At 40.9% G+C, this 16,007-nt stretch carries 14 protein-coding genes, 4 tRNA genes and 1 pseudogene; 14 read left to right on the forward strand and 5 right to left on the reverse strand.

All coding sequences use genetic code 11. From position 1 onward, the window contains the following. Positions 1 to 40 precede the first annotated feature (40 nt). Complete coding sequence (locus ACWU4D_RS15435) at positions 41 to 2,269, reverse strand: TonB-dependent siderophore receptor (protein WP_456052338.1); 2,229 nt, start codon at positions 2,267 to 2,269, stop codon at positions 41 to 43. A gap of 341 nt (positions 2,270 to 2,610) precedes the next feature. Between ACWU4D_RS15435 and ACWU4D_RS15440 the strand changes: the two genes are divergently transcribed. Genes ACWU4D_RS15440 through ACWU4D_RS15455 form a run of 4 tightly spaced genes read left to right on the forward strand, consistent with a single transcriptional unit; the run spans position 2,611 to position 6,158 of the window. Beyond that, the gene (locus ACWU4D_RS15440; RefSeq protein ID WP_456052339.1) at positions 2,611 to 3,513 is read left to right on the forward strand and encodes a siderophore ABC transporter substrate-binding protein; all 903 of its coding nucleotides are present in this window, start codon (positions 2,611 to 2,613) and stop codon (positions 3,511 to 3,513) included. 20 nt (positions 3,514 to 3,533) lie between these two features. Further along, a complete protein-coding gene (locus tag ACWU4D_RS15445) occupies positions 3,534 to 4,469 on the forward strand; it encodes an ABC transporter permease (protein ID WP_456052360.1) in 936 nt (311 codons plus the stop codon). Next, positions 4,462 to 5,406, forward strand: coding sequence for an iron chelate uptake ABC transporter family permease subunit (locus ACWU4D_RS15450; protein WP_456052340.1), 945 nt, complete (start codon positions 4,462 to 4,464; stop codon positions 5,404 to 5,406). The genes ACWU4D_RS15445 and ACWU4D_RS15450 overlap by 8 nt, the downstream gene beginning before the upstream one ends. Further along, positions 5,403 to 6,158, forward strand: coding sequence for an iron ABC transporter ATP-binding protein (locus tag ACWU4D_RS15455; RefSeq protein ID WP_456052341.1), 756 nt, complete (start codon positions 5,403 to 5,405; stop codon positions 6,156 to 6,158). The genes ACWU4D_RS15450 and ACWU4D_RS15455 overlap by 4 nt, the downstream gene beginning before the upstream one ends. A gap of 20 nt (positions 6,159 to 6,178) precedes the next feature. Here the strand turns inward: ACWU4D_RS15455 and ACWU4D_RS15460 are convergent, their stop codons facing one another. Further along, positions 6,179 to 6,553 carry a DOPA 4,5-dioxygenase family protein gene (locus ACWU4D_RS15460; RefSeq protein ID WP_456052342.1) on the reverse strand — a complete coding sequence of 125 codons (375 nt, stop codon included), beginning with the start codon at positions 6,551 to 6,553 and terminating at the stop codon, positions 6,179 to 6,181. A 142-nt stretch (positions 6,554 to 6,695) separates the two neighbouring features. Between ACWU4D_RS15460 and ACWU4D_RS15465 the strand changes: the two genes are divergently transcribed. From ACWU4D_RS15465 to fre, 4 genes and pseudogenes are all read left to right on the forward strand, one after another. Beyond that, positions 6,696 to 7,691, forward strand: a complete 996-nt coding sequence (locus ACWU4D_RS15465) for a hypothetical protein (RefSeq protein ID WP_456052343.1) — start codon at positions 6,696 to 6,698, stop codon at positions 7,689 to 7,691. 84 nt (positions 7,692 to 7,775) lie between these two features. Next, positions 7,776 to 9,227 (forward strand): annotated as a pseudogene (ubiD, locus tag ACWU4D_RS15470) (4-hydroxy-3-polyprenylbenzoate decarboxylase); the annotation flags it as partial. An 11-nt stretch (positions 9,228 to 9,238) separates the two neighbouring features. Continuing rightward, positions 9,239 to 9,508, forward strand: coding sequence for a 2Fe-2S iron-sulfur cluster-binding protein (locus ACWU4D_RS15475; RefSeq protein ID WP_456052344.1), 270 nt, complete (start codon positions 9,239 to 9,241; stop codon positions 9,506 to 9,508). Between the two features lie 15 nt (positions 9,509 to 9,523). Further along, positions 9,524 to 10,237, forward strand: a complete 714-nt coding sequence (gene fre / locus ACWU4D_RS15480; protein WP_456052345.1) for an NAD(P)H-flavin reductase — start codon at positions 9,524 to 9,526, stop codon at positions 10,235 to 10,237. A 78-nt stretch (positions 10,238 to 10,315) separates the two neighbouring features. Here the strand turns inward: fre and pssA are convergent, their stop codons facing one another. Both pssA and ACWU4D_RS15490 read right to left on the reverse strand, forming a co-directional pair. Continuing rightward, on the reverse strand, positions 10,316 to 11,656 hold the full coding sequence (pssA, locus tag ACWU4D_RS15485; protein WP_456052346.1) for a CDP-diacylglycerol--serine O-phosphatidyltransferase: 1,341 nt from the start codon (positions 11,654 to 11,656) through the stop codon (positions 10,316 to 10,318). 85 nt (positions 11,657 to 11,741) lie between these two features. Beyond that, the gene (locus ACWU4D_RS15490; RefSeq protein WP_456052347.1) at positions 11,742 to 12,182 is read right to left on the reverse strand and encodes a GNAT family N-acetyltransferase; all 441 of its coding nucleotides are present in this window, start codon (positions 12,180 to 12,182) and stop codon (positions 11,742 to 11,744) included. A 65-nt stretch (positions 12,183 to 12,247) separates the two neighbouring features. On the opposite strand from ACWU4D_RS15490, the gene murB reads away from it, so the two are divergent. Both murB and birA read left to right on the forward strand, forming a co-directional pair. Further along, on the forward strand, positions 12,248 to 13,282 hold the full coding sequence (gene murB, locus ACWU4D_RS15495) for a UDP-N-acetylmuramate dehydrogenase (RefSeq protein WP_456052348.1): 1,035 nt from the start codon (positions 12,248 to 12,250) through the stop codon (positions 13,280 to 13,282). Then, positions 13,282 to 14,250, forward strand: a complete 969-nt coding sequence (gene birA / locus ACWU4D_RS15500; RefSeq protein ID WP_456052349.1) for a bifunctional biotin--[acetyl-CoA-carboxylase] ligase/biotin operon repressor BirA — start codon at positions 13,282 to 13,284, stop codon at positions 14,248 to 14,250. The genes murB and birA overlap by 1 nt, the downstream gene beginning before the upstream one ends. A 67-nt stretch (positions 14,251 to 14,317) precedes the next feature. Here birA and coaA read toward each other — a convergent pair whose 3' ends face one another. Then, a complete protein-coding gene (gene coaA, locus ACWU4D_RS15505; protein WP_456052350.1) occupies positions 14,318 to 15,241 on the reverse strand; it encodes a type I pantothenate kinase in 924 nt (307 codons plus the stop codon). Between the two features lie 209 nt (positions 15,242 to 15,450). On the opposite strand from coaA, the gene ACWU4D_RS15510 reads away from it, so the two are divergent. The 4 genes from ACWU4D_RS15510 (at position 15,451) to ACWU4D_RS15525 (ending at position 15,831) form a co-directional block, all read left to right on the forward strand. Continuing rightward, a tRNA-Thr gene (locus ACWU4D_RS15510) sits at positions 15,451 to 15,526 on the forward strand. A 25-nt stretch (positions 15,527 to 15,551) separates the two neighbouring features. Further along, positions 15,552 to 15,636: transfer RNA gene (locus ACWU4D_RS15515), tRNA-Tyr, on the forward strand. Between the two features lie 33 nt (positions 15,637 to 15,669). Then, a tRNA-Gly gene (locus ACWU4D_RS15520) sits at positions 15,670 to 15,744 on the forward strand. 11 nt (positions 15,745 to 15,755) lie between these two features. Next, positions 15,756 to 15,831 (forward strand) — tRNA-Thr (locus ACWU4D_RS15525). Positions 15,832 to 16,007: the final 176 nt, after the last annotated feature.

The following is a 16,007-nucleotide window of genomic DNA, read 5'->3' on the forward strand; positions in this document are numbered from 1 at the left end:
AAAATAAGAGCGAGCCAGTTTTGGCTCGCTCAGCCCTCAACTAGAGGCGGTATTTGAAGTCTAAATTGATTGAACGGGGGTCGCTAGCAGAAACGGTTCTCCAGTTCGAGGTGGTGTAAATTCGATTTTTATCCAATAGATTTTTCACCACTAAAGAAACATCCCAATCATTAGTTTCATAATAGGTACCGAAATCGAATTCCGCATAACCCGGAAGAGTATATTCATCATCATCATAACGTCCAGATTCAGAACGCATACCTAATGCTAAACGAACAGGTTGGTTTTGTAGCGAGTAGCTATTCCAAATAGACAGAGAATTATATGGAGTCATATTTGCCTGTAGAGAAGCTGCTCCATCTCCATCTGAGATATCTTTAGCATCAGTATATGCGTAGCTTATTTGAGTCGAGAATTGGTCAGTGATGTGATAAGTTGCATTTACTTCAAGACCATGAGAACGGAATGAATCACCAGAGTCTTGAACGAGACGTGTTATATCGTCACCACCAGTTTCTCTTGCTGTTGTGTTCTTCTCATTGATGTAAAATAAAGTCATGCTTGCAATGAGTTTATTTTCTAAGAACTCTCCCTTGATTCCTACTTCATAGTTATCGCTTTCTATGGGTTGATAATCCACACCATCTTGTCCATATTGAACGACGTCTGACGTATCGACTGGATCAAATGACTGACTGTAAGAGGCAAATACATTCATATTTGGATTCACTTTATAGACAGCACCGAAGTCATATGCAAAATGAGTGAAGTTTTGTTTGTATTCACCATTACTTTCCGCACCATCATAGTCTAAATATCCTAATCCAACCGCTACCGTTAAATCGCCTAAGTTTATTCGGTCTTTCAGGTAAAAATTCAGTTCTTTGTCTTCTGTTGTGCTGAAATCACCTTCTTTAAGACTGTCAGGCATCGAAGTATAAGTTTGATCATTCGGATCGCTGACTGAAATCGTATTTTGTCCAATCGCATCGGCATTATCTTGGAAGTTTCTTAGGCTTTTAACTTTCTTATCACGAAAGTTAACACCAGCTAGCAAGTGGTGTTCTAGATTGCCAGTCATCAACTTACCTTCTGCATTGAGGTCTAGAAGTTTGTAGGTATCAATACTTCGAGCGTATACCCACTTACGTTCTAACGTTGTATCACCAATAGCATTTCCTAATCCACTGCTGGTACTGACGTATAAATCCTGTGTCTCGGAATCCGTCTCAACGTAAGCCGTTCGTGCATTGAATAGCCACTTATCATTGTACAAGTGTTCAATATGTAATTCGGCTGTTTTAGATTCATTCGTGCCTTTATCTAGAGGACTACCATAATAATAACTACGGTTACCTATTTCGCCGTAACTGGATGTCGTATTTCCTAATGAACCATTAATGAAATTACTGGAATAGAAGCCATCAGTCCAAGCACTACCACCGACTTTTTCTTGGTCTTTATACTCAAGGCGGGGGGTAATTTTTGTATTGTCTCCTACTTTAAAAGTTAGTGATGCATCAATAAATTTATCATCTGAAGTACGATGATCTTGATACATTTCACCTTCGGGAGTGACCTGAGTGATGATACGGTAGAGGACGTCATCGCCAACGAGTTTACCCGTAGAATCAATATCAACTGTCACTTTATTTCGTTCGAAATTACCAACATCACTAGCGGCATAGGAACGAGTACTTAAACCAAGCGTTGTTTCTGATTCTTCCTGTGGCTTTTTAGTTGTCGCGCTAACAATACCACCCGCGATACCCGTTCCGTATAAGATACTATCTGCACCACTAAGGAAGGTGACTGACTCCAAGTTATATGTACTAGGAATCGTTGAGCCAGTACCAGCCTCTCCACCCTGTAGTGAACGTAAACCATTGACAACAAATGTATCGATATTGGTATTAATTCCTCTGATAACGTTTCTGCGAGCAGCTGAAGTATCAGCATGGAAACCCGCTTGATAGCCAGCTATATCTCGTATATCTGAGGCAGCCATATTACTGATTTCTTCTTCGGAAACCTGAACGACAGAGCGCCCCGTATCTTTTAGCGAGATATTCATTTTAGTTGCAGTGGAGTCGATGGTATTGATACCAGCCGCGGCACCAATGACTTCTACAGTTTCTATTTTCTCATCCTGCTTATCTAGGGATGCTGTGTTTGCTTCAGCAGCTAACGCCGCAGGAGAAAGCGCTGAGAGCAAAGCGGACCCTACTGCAATACTGGTTAAATTTTTTTGGATTGATGGGGTATTCACTGCGTATTTCCTTTTTTATTGACTAACAATTAAATCAGCAAGTTGCCGATAAAGTGGTTTCTTCTATTTGTTTTTCATTATTCAGAGCAAAAATAATGAGGTAAAAATTCATACCATATTCTTATGATGCGAATAGTAATGCAAATAGTTATCATTTGCACTTAAAATTATGTTATTGTGCCCACGTATTCGTATTTGCTGTGCTTTTTGCTGTTTTTAGATGTTTGTAACCACTTACTTAGTATTGATATTGCATGGAGACTGGCATGTTATGTGAAGAAATAGAAACGGCTGAGGCGTAAATTCGCTCATCATATTAAGAAGTTTAATCAGGAGTTATTATGTTTAGGTCTTTTCAATTAGTGCTGATGTTAGGAGCAATGTGTTCTGCTTTTAGCGTTATCGCTGCTGATATTTCGGTTCGTACTGCAAAGGGAGAGGTGACCGTTTCTGATGCACCCCAAACGATAGTGGTCTATGACCTTTTATCTCTCGATACGCTAGATGCATTAGGTGTGCAGCTTAAAGGTAAGCCGGCAAAAACATATGTTGATTACATTGATAATTTTGTGGAAAACCCGGTATCAATCGGCGCATCTTCTGAGCCAAACTATGAGGCGGTAGTGAAGATGAATCCCGATCTTTTCGTTATTGGTGGTGGTTCTTCTAAGCTAATGGAGCCGTTATCGAAAATAGCTCCAACTATCGATATGTATGTACGTGGTGACGATCATGTCGCTCAGATGTTAGCTCGTCTGGAAGATTTCGGTAAGCTTACAAATACTGAAGATAAAGCAGCATTATTAAAAGCGGATTTTTTATCTAAATTGGCAAAGGCAAAAAGTATCGTTCATGGAAAAGGAAATACGTTAATTGTCATGACGAGTGGCGGAAAACTATCGACCTTTGGGGCTAATTCGCGTTTCGGTTGGTTATTTACTGATGTTGGTTTGATCGAAGCAGCTGAAGGAGTTGATGATAAAAGCCACGGAGAAAGTATTTCATTTGAATTTATAGCAAAAACTAACCCAGATAATATTGTTGTTCTTGATCGGTCTGCTGCTATAGGTCGGAAGAGTGAGGGAGCTGAAGTAACGTTAGATAATGCGTTAGTCAAAGGCACAACAGCCGCAAAAGAAGACAATATCATTTATCTTACACCTGGCCCTGCATACGTCATGGGAGGGGGCTATCAAGGTATGATGAGTATGCTTGATGACCTTATTCAAGGTTTTGGTTCATAAGCTCAATGCCATATTTCATTATGATATCTTTATTGCTCACTCTCTCGGGGGTGAGCATTTTCATTGGTGTGGGCGATTTATCCGCAAGTCATCTTTCATTGAATAACAAAGAGGCATGGGACCTGTTCTTTGTGAGTCGGTGGCCTCGAACCGCTGCCATTATTTTAACTGGGGCTAGCATTACTATTTGTGGTGTCATAATGCAGCTCTTGGTTCGCAATCGATTTGTTGAACCGAGCACGACAGGGACGACGGAAGCTAGCATGATTGGTCTTCTTATTGTTGCAGTTTGGTTTCCTGATTGGTCTCTTCTGGGAAAAATGTCCGTGGCCGCTGTATGTGCATTACTTGGTTTACTGACTTTTTTAAAACTTGTACGTCATTTGCCCCGAGAGCAACCATTATTAATTCCTCTTGTTGGTCTGATCTATGGTGGGATTCTGGGCTCTGTAGCGACTTATTTTGCTTTCCATATGGATCTATTGCAGTACTTAAGTATTTGGCTGACAGGTGAGTTTTCTGGCGTCATTGCTGGGCGGTATGAACTTTTGTGGATTGCAGGCGGTTTTGGTCTGTTTAGCTATATTATTGCCGATCGGTTTACGATTGTTGGGCTTGGAGAGCGGACGAGTCAATCTCTCGGTCTGAACTATCAGTCTATCGTGATTATTGGCGTCGCAACGGTCGCAATTACCTCTAGTTTAGTTGTGGTGACGGTGGGGGTTTTACCATTTATTGGTCTGGTTGTGCCCAATCTAGTATCCCGATTTATGGGGGATAACCTAAGAGAAAGTTTACCTTTAGTCGCAGGTTTTGGGGCTATTTTTACGTTGTTTTCGGACATTATTGGTCGCACTCTTCGTTATCCCTATGAAATCCCTGCTGGAACGATATTTGGGGTGATTGGTGCGGTTATCTTTTTATGGCTGATTCTAGGAAGAAAGAACCATGTCTGATAAACGTTTGTGGGGGCTTTTTATTTCGCTAATACTGGTGATCACCTTACTGTTTAGTTGGAACTTAACAACGCATATTGCTTTTATATTAGAGTTACGAGCCGTCAAACTGGGTGGTTTGCTTGTTGTTGGGGCCGCTATTGGTATTTCAACAGTGTTATTTCAAACGATTAGTAACAATAGAGTTCTGACGCCTTCTATTATGGGCTTTGATGCTTTGTATTTACTCATGCAAACGTGTCTTATTTTCTTTTTGAGTGGCCTGAGTTATGCGCATTTACCGGGAAATACTCTATTTTTCTTAAATACGCTTATTATGCTCATCGCGTCGGTTATTTTGTTTTCTGCGGTGCTTAAAAAGACACGACAAGATATTCAGTTAATGATCCTTGTTGGTGTGATTTTTGGTTTGGTATTTCGGTCACTTTCGACTTTTATTCAGCGGCTAATTGATCCTTCAGAATTCGCTATTCTACAGAGTGTCATGTTTGCTCAATTTGGTGGTATCAATCAAACCGAATTAATCTCAGCTTTACTCCTTCTGATCATCGTTTGCATTTGGGTTGCTAGAAACTGTGAAGTTCTGGATGTGATGCTATTAGGTCGGCGGGCTGCGAAATCTTTGGGTTTAGACTATGACCGTATCCAATTTAAAACGCTTTGTGCTATTTCGATCCTAGTGTCGGTATCCACAGCGTTAGTAGGACCGATTATCTTTTTAGGGCTATTAGTGTCAGCACTTGCACATAGTTTAATGAAAACTCATCGACACGCATTACTTATCCCAGCAGCCTCGATGATCTCAGCTGTAATTTTACTGTTGGGACAGGTCGTTTTTGAAAACTTATTAGAAAGACAATCTACATTGACTGTTGTGATTGAGTTCGTAGGAGGACTCTTTTTCTTATTACTATTATCTAAAGGAAAAATTAAATGATTGCGGTTTCTTCTTTAACTCATAGTCTGGGGCATCGACTTATCTTAGATGATATTTCCGTCGATATCCCTAGAGGAAAAATTACCGCATTAATTGGTCCAAATGGTGCTGGTAAGTCAACCTTGTTACATTTGATTTCTCGGCAAGACTCAGTGCAGACGGGCGTAATTACACTAGATGAACAGGATATTGCGAAAACAGCGTCTGAGAAAATGGCGTTACGTATCGCGGTCGTTGCTCAGGATCTTGGGGTTGCGAGTCGTCTTCGTGTTAGAGATCTAGTCGCTTTTGGTCGTTGGCCACAACATCAAGGGCGTCCAACTGAAACAGACAAAATAGAAGTGGAAAGAGCGTTAGAAGAGTTTCACTTATTGGAATTAAGTGATCGGTTTTTAGATGAAATCTCAGGGGGGCAAAGGCAAAGGGCTTTTGTAGCCATGGCTTATGTTCAAGATACCGATTGGTTACTGCTCGACGAGCCACTTAACAACCTCGATATTCGTTACGCAAAATCCTTAATGGCAAAGCTGCGAAATATTGTTGAAGAAAAAGGCAAGAGTATTGTGATAGTTATTCACGATTTAAATTATGCACTCGCAAATGCTGACTTTTTTATCGCAGTGAAAGAGGGAAAAATAGCCTTTGCAGGAGAAACTTCGGAAGTTGCGACATCGAAGACGTTGTCGGAACTATACGATGCAGAGGTCAATATTATAAAAAATCATGGAAAGTATGTTGCCTTGCATCATTAAATAGCACATTGAGCTTCTATTTAGAATTTATTAGAAGCTCTCTCTTGTTCTAGCTTCACAAAGAAGTCTAAGTTTAGTGGCAGTGCTTCTCCTAGCCAATCGGTTAATTCTGTGTGATCTCTCATATTGTCTCCAGTGACCGCATGAATAAAAATCGTCATCTCCTCTCTGTTTTGATCTAACCAAGGAAAGACAAGTTCAAAGTCTTTAGCTTCTACGGTAATTTGGCAACTCCAACAAGGATGAGGACCAACGAGCTTTTCATTGAATCGACCAATTTTTAAACCAAATTTTTCTTTTGCTGCTAAACATAATCGTTTGGCATTATTTTGTGATTCTTGGTCGAAGTACACATGAGCGTGATAGCTCTGATAGGTATTTTTGATGCTTAACATTGAATTACTCTAATTTATTAAATGAGAATTATTTGCAATATGGTGGTATTGTAACAAGAAAACAGAGATATAGCTGGCTGTTTTATTTGCATCTAGTATCAACACGCCACACAATAGCATCAGGTGTTATATGGAGATTAACATGCGACATGGATGGTTGTGGTTAATACTCGTTTGTTGCTTACGTTTGCCAGTCTTGTCGTTGGCACATGCAGAAGAAATGAGTATTGTCGAGCGAGATAGTTGGTTAGCTCGCCCGGAGTTAAGTGAAAAAGTTGATGAGCTAATGGAGCTCGTTACACAAAATCAAATTGAAGCTCTCGATTTTTCCATTCAAAGCCTTGCTAATCCTCAACAAGAAGTGATTCGCTTCTTATTATTACAGCGTTTTCAAGATGCCTCAATTCAGCTTTCTATTGATGTGGAAAACCTTGTGGCAACACTTCGTTTACTTGCGCCAAAATATCATGTAATTGAAAAAGGAGATGGATTTGAATTTCTCTCTCCAGCATTTGACTATCCTTCTTTGGCTCATCGCTTGGTAAAAGAGTGGCAATTTGAGAGCAATAGCAAAGCATTTGTTTCCAGTGTTCAACTACGTCAATTGGATCTTGAGTTGTGGCTAACTGGTGAGTTGGAGGTTGTTGAGAAGCATCAAGACCTATTACTTCGAAGCATGGACCAGTTAGAGCCATTAGATATTGATTACCTAGTCAGTCAAATCACCACACCTGATGTTGTCAGCTGGTTACCCTCTAATCAAATAATGGCAGGATTGGCCCAAGCCAGTAACGCCTCATCTTTGTATAAATTGTTTTGGTTGATGCGAGCCGATTTATACTCTGAGCAAGAAGTCGCACGGTTAGGTGAACAGAATACCGTATTTGCACTCGAGCAACTTATTCTCGCCAGTAGAAACCCGAGACTTAAGCAACAGGCCCAATCGGCGTTAGCAAAAGCTTTCCCCATGCAAAATTTCGTTCGTCGTTATTTCCTAATACAACTAAACCAAGAGGGTGATGCGAACTTTGTTGCGGGTCAATTGATCGCTAATGGGTATAGAGCTTGGTTGCAGGAATTGGTCGATGTTGGCTCTAAGATTAAATATAAACAAGTGAAAGCAGAACTTGACCGTTAGAATCACAATCGAAAAGAAAAATAACGTAGTACTCAGTCGTTTTTTGATACACTTTATTAACCATTACCAGCGATTAGAAGCCCTATGAGTTTTAAGGATTTACGAGCGTTTTTAAACCATCTTGAAAGCATTGGTCAACTCAAGCGAATAGCCCATCCTATTGATCCCGTTTTCGAGATGACGGAAATTAGTGATAGAACCTTACGAGCAGGTGGCCCTGCCTTGTTGTTTGAAAACCCTGTTGGCTATGAGATGCCAGTACTTACGAACTTGTTTGGTACTTCAGAGCGAGTTGCGATAGGTATGGGGCGAAAAGAGGTTAGTGAGCTTCGAGAAGTTGGAAAATTATTGGCATATTTGAAAGAGCCGGAACCACCAAAGGGGTTCAAGGATGCGATAGATAAGCTTCCTGTATTTAAACAAGTTCTCAACATGCCAACCAAACGCTTGAGTAAAGCCTCATGCCAAGAGGTAGTTTGGCAAGGGGATGAGGTTGATTTAGATAAAATTCCGGTGATGAGTTGTTGGCCTGGTGATGTCGCGCCACTCTTGACGTGGGGGCTGACCATCACAAAAGGACCGAATAAGTCTAGGCAGAATATCGGTATCTATCGGCAGCAGAAGTTATCGAAAAATAAAATCATTATGCGTTGGCTCGCCCACCGAGGTGGTGCGCTCGATCTCAGAGATTGGATGGAAACGAACCCAGGCGAACCTTTTCCTGTATCGGTTGCATTTGGAGCTGATCCCGCGACAATACTCGGTGCCGTAACTCCCGTTCCCGATACGTTATCTGAATATGCTTTTGCTGGTCTCTTACGTGGCAGTAAAACTGAAGTTGTTAAATCATTAAGTAATGACTTAGAAGTTCCCGCAAGCGCTGAAATTGTATTAGAAGGGTATATTGATCCAACAGAGTTCGCCGATGAGGGGCCTTACGGCGATCATACTGGCTACTTTAATGAGGTAGAAAGTCATCATGTCTTTACCATTACCCATATTTCGATGCGTAAAGATCCTATTTACCACAGTACATATACTGGGCGGCCACCAGATGAACCTGCTGTACTAGGCGTTGCCTTAAATGAAGTTTTTGTGCCTATTTTACAAAAGCAATTTCCTGAAATTGTGGACTTTTATTTACCACCAGAAGGCTGCTCTTATCGTGTGGCTGTTGTCACAATGAAAAAGCAATACCCTGGTCATGCTAAGCGTGTAATGATGGGGGTTTGGTCGTTTTTACGCCAGTTTATGTACACTAAGTTCGTTATTGTGTGTGATGATGATGTCAATGCTCGAGATTGGAATGATGTGATTTGGGCAATGACAACCAGGATGGACCCCGCAAGAGATACGGTATTGATTGAGAATACTCCAATTGATTCTTTGGATTTTGCTTCCCCTGTTGTAGGTCTAGGATCAAAAATGGGAATGGATGCGACCAACAAATGGGAGGGTGAAACTCAACGAGATTGGGGAACACCAATAAAGAAAGACCCTAAAGTTGTCGCTAAGATCGACCAAATCTGGGACGAATTAGGGATTTTATGACCTATACTGTTCAGATCCTTCCAGAGTCTATAGAATTTGAAGTAGACTCGAACCAAACCGTACTCGATGCTGCGCTCAACAATAATATACTATTTCCGCATCGATGTAGGGTAGGCGCTTGTGGAATGTGTCTATGTAAAATGGTATCAGGAAGTGTTCGTTATCACCTTGAACCATTATTGACTGAACAAGAAAAGAAAGAAGGCTGGATATTTACTTGCCAAGCTTTTGCAGAAAGTAATTTAGTGCTCACTTTGGATGAGTGAGTAAGAAGGAAGAATATGACAATTAAAACCAAAGTAAAATCGATAGAATCTTTGGCATGTAATACGTACAGAATTTTATTGCAACCAGAGCACGTTATTGATTTTAAGGCCGGTCAGTATTTAATGGTCGTAATGGGCGAGAAAGATAAGCGGCCATTTTCAATCGCAAGTAGCCCTTGTCGCTCTAATGGAGAATTAGAGTTACATATTGGAGCTGCAGAGCATAACGCTTATGCAATTGAAGTTGTAGATGCGATGCGTCAAGCTCTCGAACAAGGCAGTACGATTGATATTGATGCTCCTCATGGTGATGCATGGTTGCAGCAAGATGATGGCAGTCCATTATTGCTGATTGCTGGTGGTACGGGATTTAGTTATGTCCGTTCTATCCTTGATCACTGCTTAGCTCAGAATATTGTTCGACCTATTTATCTTTATTGGGGTGCGAAAGATTCTTGCCAGTTGTATGCTAAAGAAGAGTTAATCGTTTTAGCTAATCAGTATGACAATGTTAATTTTATCCCTGTTGTTGAATCTCCAGATGCAGAGTGGCAAGGTAAAATTGGGAATGTATTACAAGCAGTCGTACAAGATTTCAATTCATTAGAAGGCTTTGATATCTATTTGGCTGGTCGATTTGAAATGGCTGGGGCTGCGCGTGATTTATTTACATCAACGAAGCAAGCACGGCGCGAACGAATATTTGCAGATGCTTTTGCTTATATCTAAAGTCTCACATTATTGAGCTTACAGAAATAATAAAGGAGCCATCGGCTCCTTTATTATTTTATCTTTAAAATCAACTCATTAAAGAATTTGTTTCAAAATACTGTCTGTTTTTGTTCGCCTTATTCGCCGTAAAAGCTTTAATACTAAAGGTGGGTAGCTATCAAATGGGTCAATCTGCTTATAGCTACCAATTAATTGAGTATGTTGAGTAATATTGTCGAATTCTTGTTGGAACTTTTCGAGTAAATGACCTTGCTTATCATTTATTAAGAGCCCATTTTCTAAGTCTAACTTCCAAGCTCTTGGGTTCAAATTATTTCCAGTAAGCAACATATAATGTTGATCAACCCAAATGCCTTTTAAATGAAAACTATTGTTATCATGTTTCCAAAGATGAATTGAAAGCTGGCGACTGGCGATACGAGCTTCATATGCCTTAGCAAAACGTCGAAGATTTAACTCATATAAATAAGGAAGACCACTAATGGTTTTAAAAGGTTTATCAGGTGGGATATAGAAATCATTCGCTGTTTTATCACCCACAATAATACTGACTTTTACTCCACGGCGTAGGGCTCGTTTCACCTGATTGCTGATCCTAGCTGGGAAGTTGAAGTAAGGCGTACAGATGATTAACTCTTCTTTTGCCTGGCCAATCAATTGATAGATTCGTTGATTGAGACGGTTACGACGCTTACCAACGCCTACCAGAGGTGTAATGCCGACTTGGTCTTCAGAAATTTTTTGTGGCTCATAGGAGTATTCAGAGCGACGTAATTGACCTCGAAATCGCTTAATTGTCGGTTTCAGTTCTTTGGTCGTCGGCCTAGTTGGGTCGCACAAATTGTACACGGCTTTATGGGAAATAATTCTTTGCTGAATCAACGATACCATTGAATCAGCGAGAACTTTATTATCGATAGTATGGTAGCGATCGAAACGATAGCGTTCAGCATGATGGAGATACACATTATTTAGACTTGCACCACTGTATATAACAGAATCATCAATGATAAAGCCTTTAAGGTGAAGAACCCCAAATATTTCTCGGTTGCGAACAGGAATACCATAAACGGGTATTTTCTCAGCATATTGATCAGCAAAACGCTGGTACATCTCTGCATTCCCATTCGATTTCTCTGCTCCAATGAGCCCTCGTTGTGCGCGATGCCAGTCTACGCAGACAGATATATCTAACAAAGGGTTACGCTGTTTGGCCGCGTATAACTCGGTCATGATTTCTCGACCTGCCTCATCATCTTCGAGATATAACGCGACAAGATATATACGACATTTTGCTTGGCGAATTAAATCGATAAGCTGACGTTTATACGCTTTGGCAGAAAGGAGAACATGAAAATTCTGCGGATCTAACGCAATCGCTGGCAAGGTTTCAAGAGGGTTTTTACGACCAATCATCTGTTTTTGTACAACCTTAGAATCTTAGTAAAGGAGCAGCCCTCGATACTAGCAAATTTCTCGTTGATATGGCTATAAAAGGGTGTCAAATATGAGAGAATTCCGCAACATACCTCATTGGTATAAGCGATTTTCCACTGCTTTTATACCGTTGAAACAGAATGTTAAGGTTATTTGGCAGTTGATCAGGGTCTAGTGAATGAAAGTGATGAGCTTGGTAAAAGGGTTCTAACCAAGTGAATGCAAAACAGTATACATTCTCAGACAAGATCTGTTGTTGGCAATGCTCGAGAAGTTGATGACCAATACCTTGTCCACGAAATGCCTCATCTACAACCATTCCGGTTAACAACTTATATTGCTCTATTGGGCGAAAACGCACCACAGCGCAAATTTCACCAAGAGAACGAGCGATTATAATATGTTCGTTTTTCTTAGGTTTTGTTGCTGGGTAGTGACGCTTATAAAAGCGTTGGACTAGAGGTAATTTTACCGAGTCTAGGGTTTCAAACTCTAACTTGATCATTAGTAACTAGGAATCCCAACTATCTGATGTAGAATATCTAAAGTTTATTAGATTTTAAGACGCTCATGCAAATACAACTTAACGCCGACCTAAGACAGTATCATACCTTTTCTCTTTCGCAACATTGTGAAGTGCTTGTAGAAATTACCTCTATCGAAGAGTTGATCGAGGTGTATTCAAAGCCTGAATGGTCTCATTTACCGAAACTAATTCTGGGAAAGGGCAGCAATGTGCTATTTACTCAATTCTATGCGGGAGTCGTAGTGATTAATCATCTCCTTGGGATTGATATTAAAGAAGTAGGAAATACGGTTTCTCTTCATGTTATGGGAGGAGAAGACTGGCCTAGTTTAGTCAAAATGACCGTTGAGAATAAATGGTGTGGACTTGAAAACCTCGCGTTGATTCCTGGCTGTGCTGGTAGTGCACCAATCCAGAATATTGGGGCATATGGCGTCGAGTTTAATGATATTTGCGACTACGTAGAGTTTCTGGATTTAGAGACCATGACCATTCAGCGACTCACTCAAGCAGAATGTCAGTTTGGCTATAGAGATTCAATATTTAAGAATGAGTTATACGCCAAAGTGGTGATTACAGCCGTTGGTCTTAAGCTAAGCCATATTTGGTCACCTAAATTAGGTTATGGTCCTTTACAATCTCTTGATAATAAGAGTTCATTACAAGATGTGTACGACATTATCTGCCAGACTCGTATGGAGAAATTACCCGATCCTAAAGAGATTGGTAATGCCGGTAGTTTCTTTAAGAACCCTTTAATATCTCATGAACACCATCAGAGCTTACTACAGCAGTTTCCTAATCTAGTAGCGTATCCAGCAGGGGAATCAATGAAAGTCGCAGCAGGTTGGCTAATCGACCAATGTGGGCTAAAAGGACTGAAAATAGGTGGTGCTCAAGTTCATCCGCAACAAGCCTTGGTATTAACGAATATTGATGGTGCAACTATTGATGATGTTTTGAGTCTTGCAAAACAAGTCGTCGATAAGGTTAACGATCGTTATTACATCACGTTAGAGCATGAAGTTCGTTTTATTGGCAGAGATGGTGAGACGCAGTTGAGTGAGGTTTTGGTCTGATGAAAGAACATCACATAAAGTTATCATTGTTAGCAATGTTATCGGATGGCTCATTTTATTCCGGTGAAGCGTTAGGAACTGAATTGGGCATTTCTCGAGCTGCCGTGAGTAAGCACATTAAAGGCATTCAAGAGTGGGGCGTTGATGTCTTTCGTGTTCAAGGAAAAGGCTATCAGCTCTCTCAACCCATCGATTTATTAATGGAAAGGAAATTACAGGAATACAGTGATTCTCCTGTGATGTTGCATCCTATCATAGATTCAACGAATCGATTTCTATTGGATAAATCTGAAGAGTTAGACAGTGGCACAGTCTGTGTTGCTGAATACCAGTCAAAAGGGAGAGGACGTCGCGGACGGCAGTGGCTGTCTCCTTTTGGCGCTAACTTATACCTGTCGATGTATTGGCGTCTTGATGCGGGTATGGCTGCGGCGATGGGATTGAGCTTAGTCGTTGGTGTAGCGGTTGTGGAGGCTCTTGAAACCTTGGGAATTGAAGGCATAAAACTAAAATGGCCTAACGATCTCTATTATCAAGATAAAAAACTAGCCGGTATTTTAGTGGAGATGTCAGGGCAGGCTGGTGGAGCGGCTCATTTAGTCATTGGAATGGGGATGAACTTGATGATGCGCCAAGAAGAGAGCGATATCGATCAGCCATGGACCACTCTTTCAGCAGTATTGGATGGTAAGTCGGTTGATAGGAACCAGCTTGCTGGTTGTTTTATCCAAGCGTGGCAACGAGCATTAACTGATTACGAACGCGATGGAATGAAGGAATTTGTCGAGCGTTGGAATAGACTTGATAATTTTTTAGAGCGGCCGATTAAGCTGTTGATGGGGCCAAACGAGGTCTTTGGTATTTGTCGCGGCATCAACGAGCAAGGTGCTGTGTTGTTAGAAACAGAACAAGGTGTCGAAAGTTTTATTGGTGGAGAGATATCGTTGCGTGGCGACAACCGAAGCTAAAGCTGGGAATTAATGCATTCCCTCCCATTCTCGATAATAATCTTTGTAGAGCGCGTTATAAAGTGACTTACTTGCGTAAAATAATGTTATCGACAGTATGATTGGCGGTTTTCTTCAGAACTAATCGAGCTCGCTCTCGAGTAGGTAAAATATTTTGCACCAGATTTACTCCATTAATCGTATTCCATATGTTTTTAGCTATTGAAATAGCTTCAGGTTCATCGATTTTTGTGTAGTGATTAAAATAAGACTCTGGCTGTTGGAAAGCGCCTTTTCTAAATTTTAAAAATCGTTCGACATACCACTGCTTAATGAGTGAATCTTCCGCATCAACGTAGATCGAAAAATCAAGAAAGTCAGAAATAAATACTCGATGAGGATCGTGTGGATAATCCATACCACTTTGTAATACGTTCAATCCTTCAATAATTAGGATATCCGGTTTATCAACCACCTTCTTTTCATCGGTAATATCATAGGTGAGGTGGGAGTATATTGGTGCTTCTACTTTTGGCTTGCCAGCTTTTACATCCGAAACAAATTGAACCAAACGGTTGATATCATAAGATTCAGGGAAGCCCTTCTTACTCATTATGTCTTTTTCGATCAGTACCTTATTAGGATAAAGAAACCCATCAGTTGTGATCAGTTCAACCTTTGCATGATTTTCCCAGCGAGCAAGTAGAGCGCTTAATAGCCGAGCTGTTGTACTTTTCCCAACAGCGACACTTCCTGCAATTCCAATAACATAAGGAGGAGCCGTTTCACTATTACCTAAAAACTGATTTAGGACGGTCGTACGATTTTGGCGAGCAGCAACATATAAATTGAGTAGTCGAGCTAACGGAAGGTAGATCTCAACCGCTTCTTGCATTGTCAGTTTTTCATTAATACCTTGCAGCTCGTGTAAATCGGCTTCAGATAAGGTCATGGGTACCGAATTTCTTAGCTCTGACCATTGCTGACGATTGAAAGATAGGTATGGACTCATGTTGGACTCGTGTTTCTACTCATATTAGTGTGTAGCAAAATACCTTAAGGCGCGAAGAAATCAAACCGACTAGTGCAATATATTGCGCTTTGAGGGGCAAAATTAAACCAAAAAATTCATAGGAATAAAAAAACAGACGGAAAAAGGAATTTTTTTTAGTTAAAGGCTTGCAAGCAAAGAAATCATTCAATAGAATGCGCTCCACTTGTGCCGACTTAGCTCAGTAGGTAGAGCAACTGACTTGTAATCAGTAGGTCACCAGTTCGACTCCGGTAGTCGGCACCACTTTCTTTTGAAAGTGACTAAATTTGGAGGGGTTCCCGAGTGGCCAAAGGGAGCAGACTGTAAATCTGCCGGCTCCGCCTTCGATGGTTCGAATCCGTCCCCCTCCACCATTTTTTAAGGAAATAGCTCTCAGAGTTACGAGTGCGGGCATCGTATAATGGCTATTACCTCAGCCTTCCAAGCTGATGATGCGGGTTCGATTCCCGCTGCCCGCTCCAATCTTTCGAGTGCTGATATAGCTCAGGCGGTAGAGCGCATCCTTGGTAAGGATGAGGTCCCCAGTTCGACTCTGGGTATCAGCACCAGATCTCTGTTCTATTTCCTTTTAGAAATTTAATATTGACTATAACTTTGGTTACGTGGTCTTCAAAGCCACTTAAATCCGTACCTTGAGGGACTACTTATGTCTAAAGAAAAATTTGAACGTACGAAACCGCACGTAAACGTTGGTACTATCGGCCACGTTGACCACGGTAAAACA

The sequence above is a fragment of the Vibrio phycocola genome (assembly GCF_053850235.1).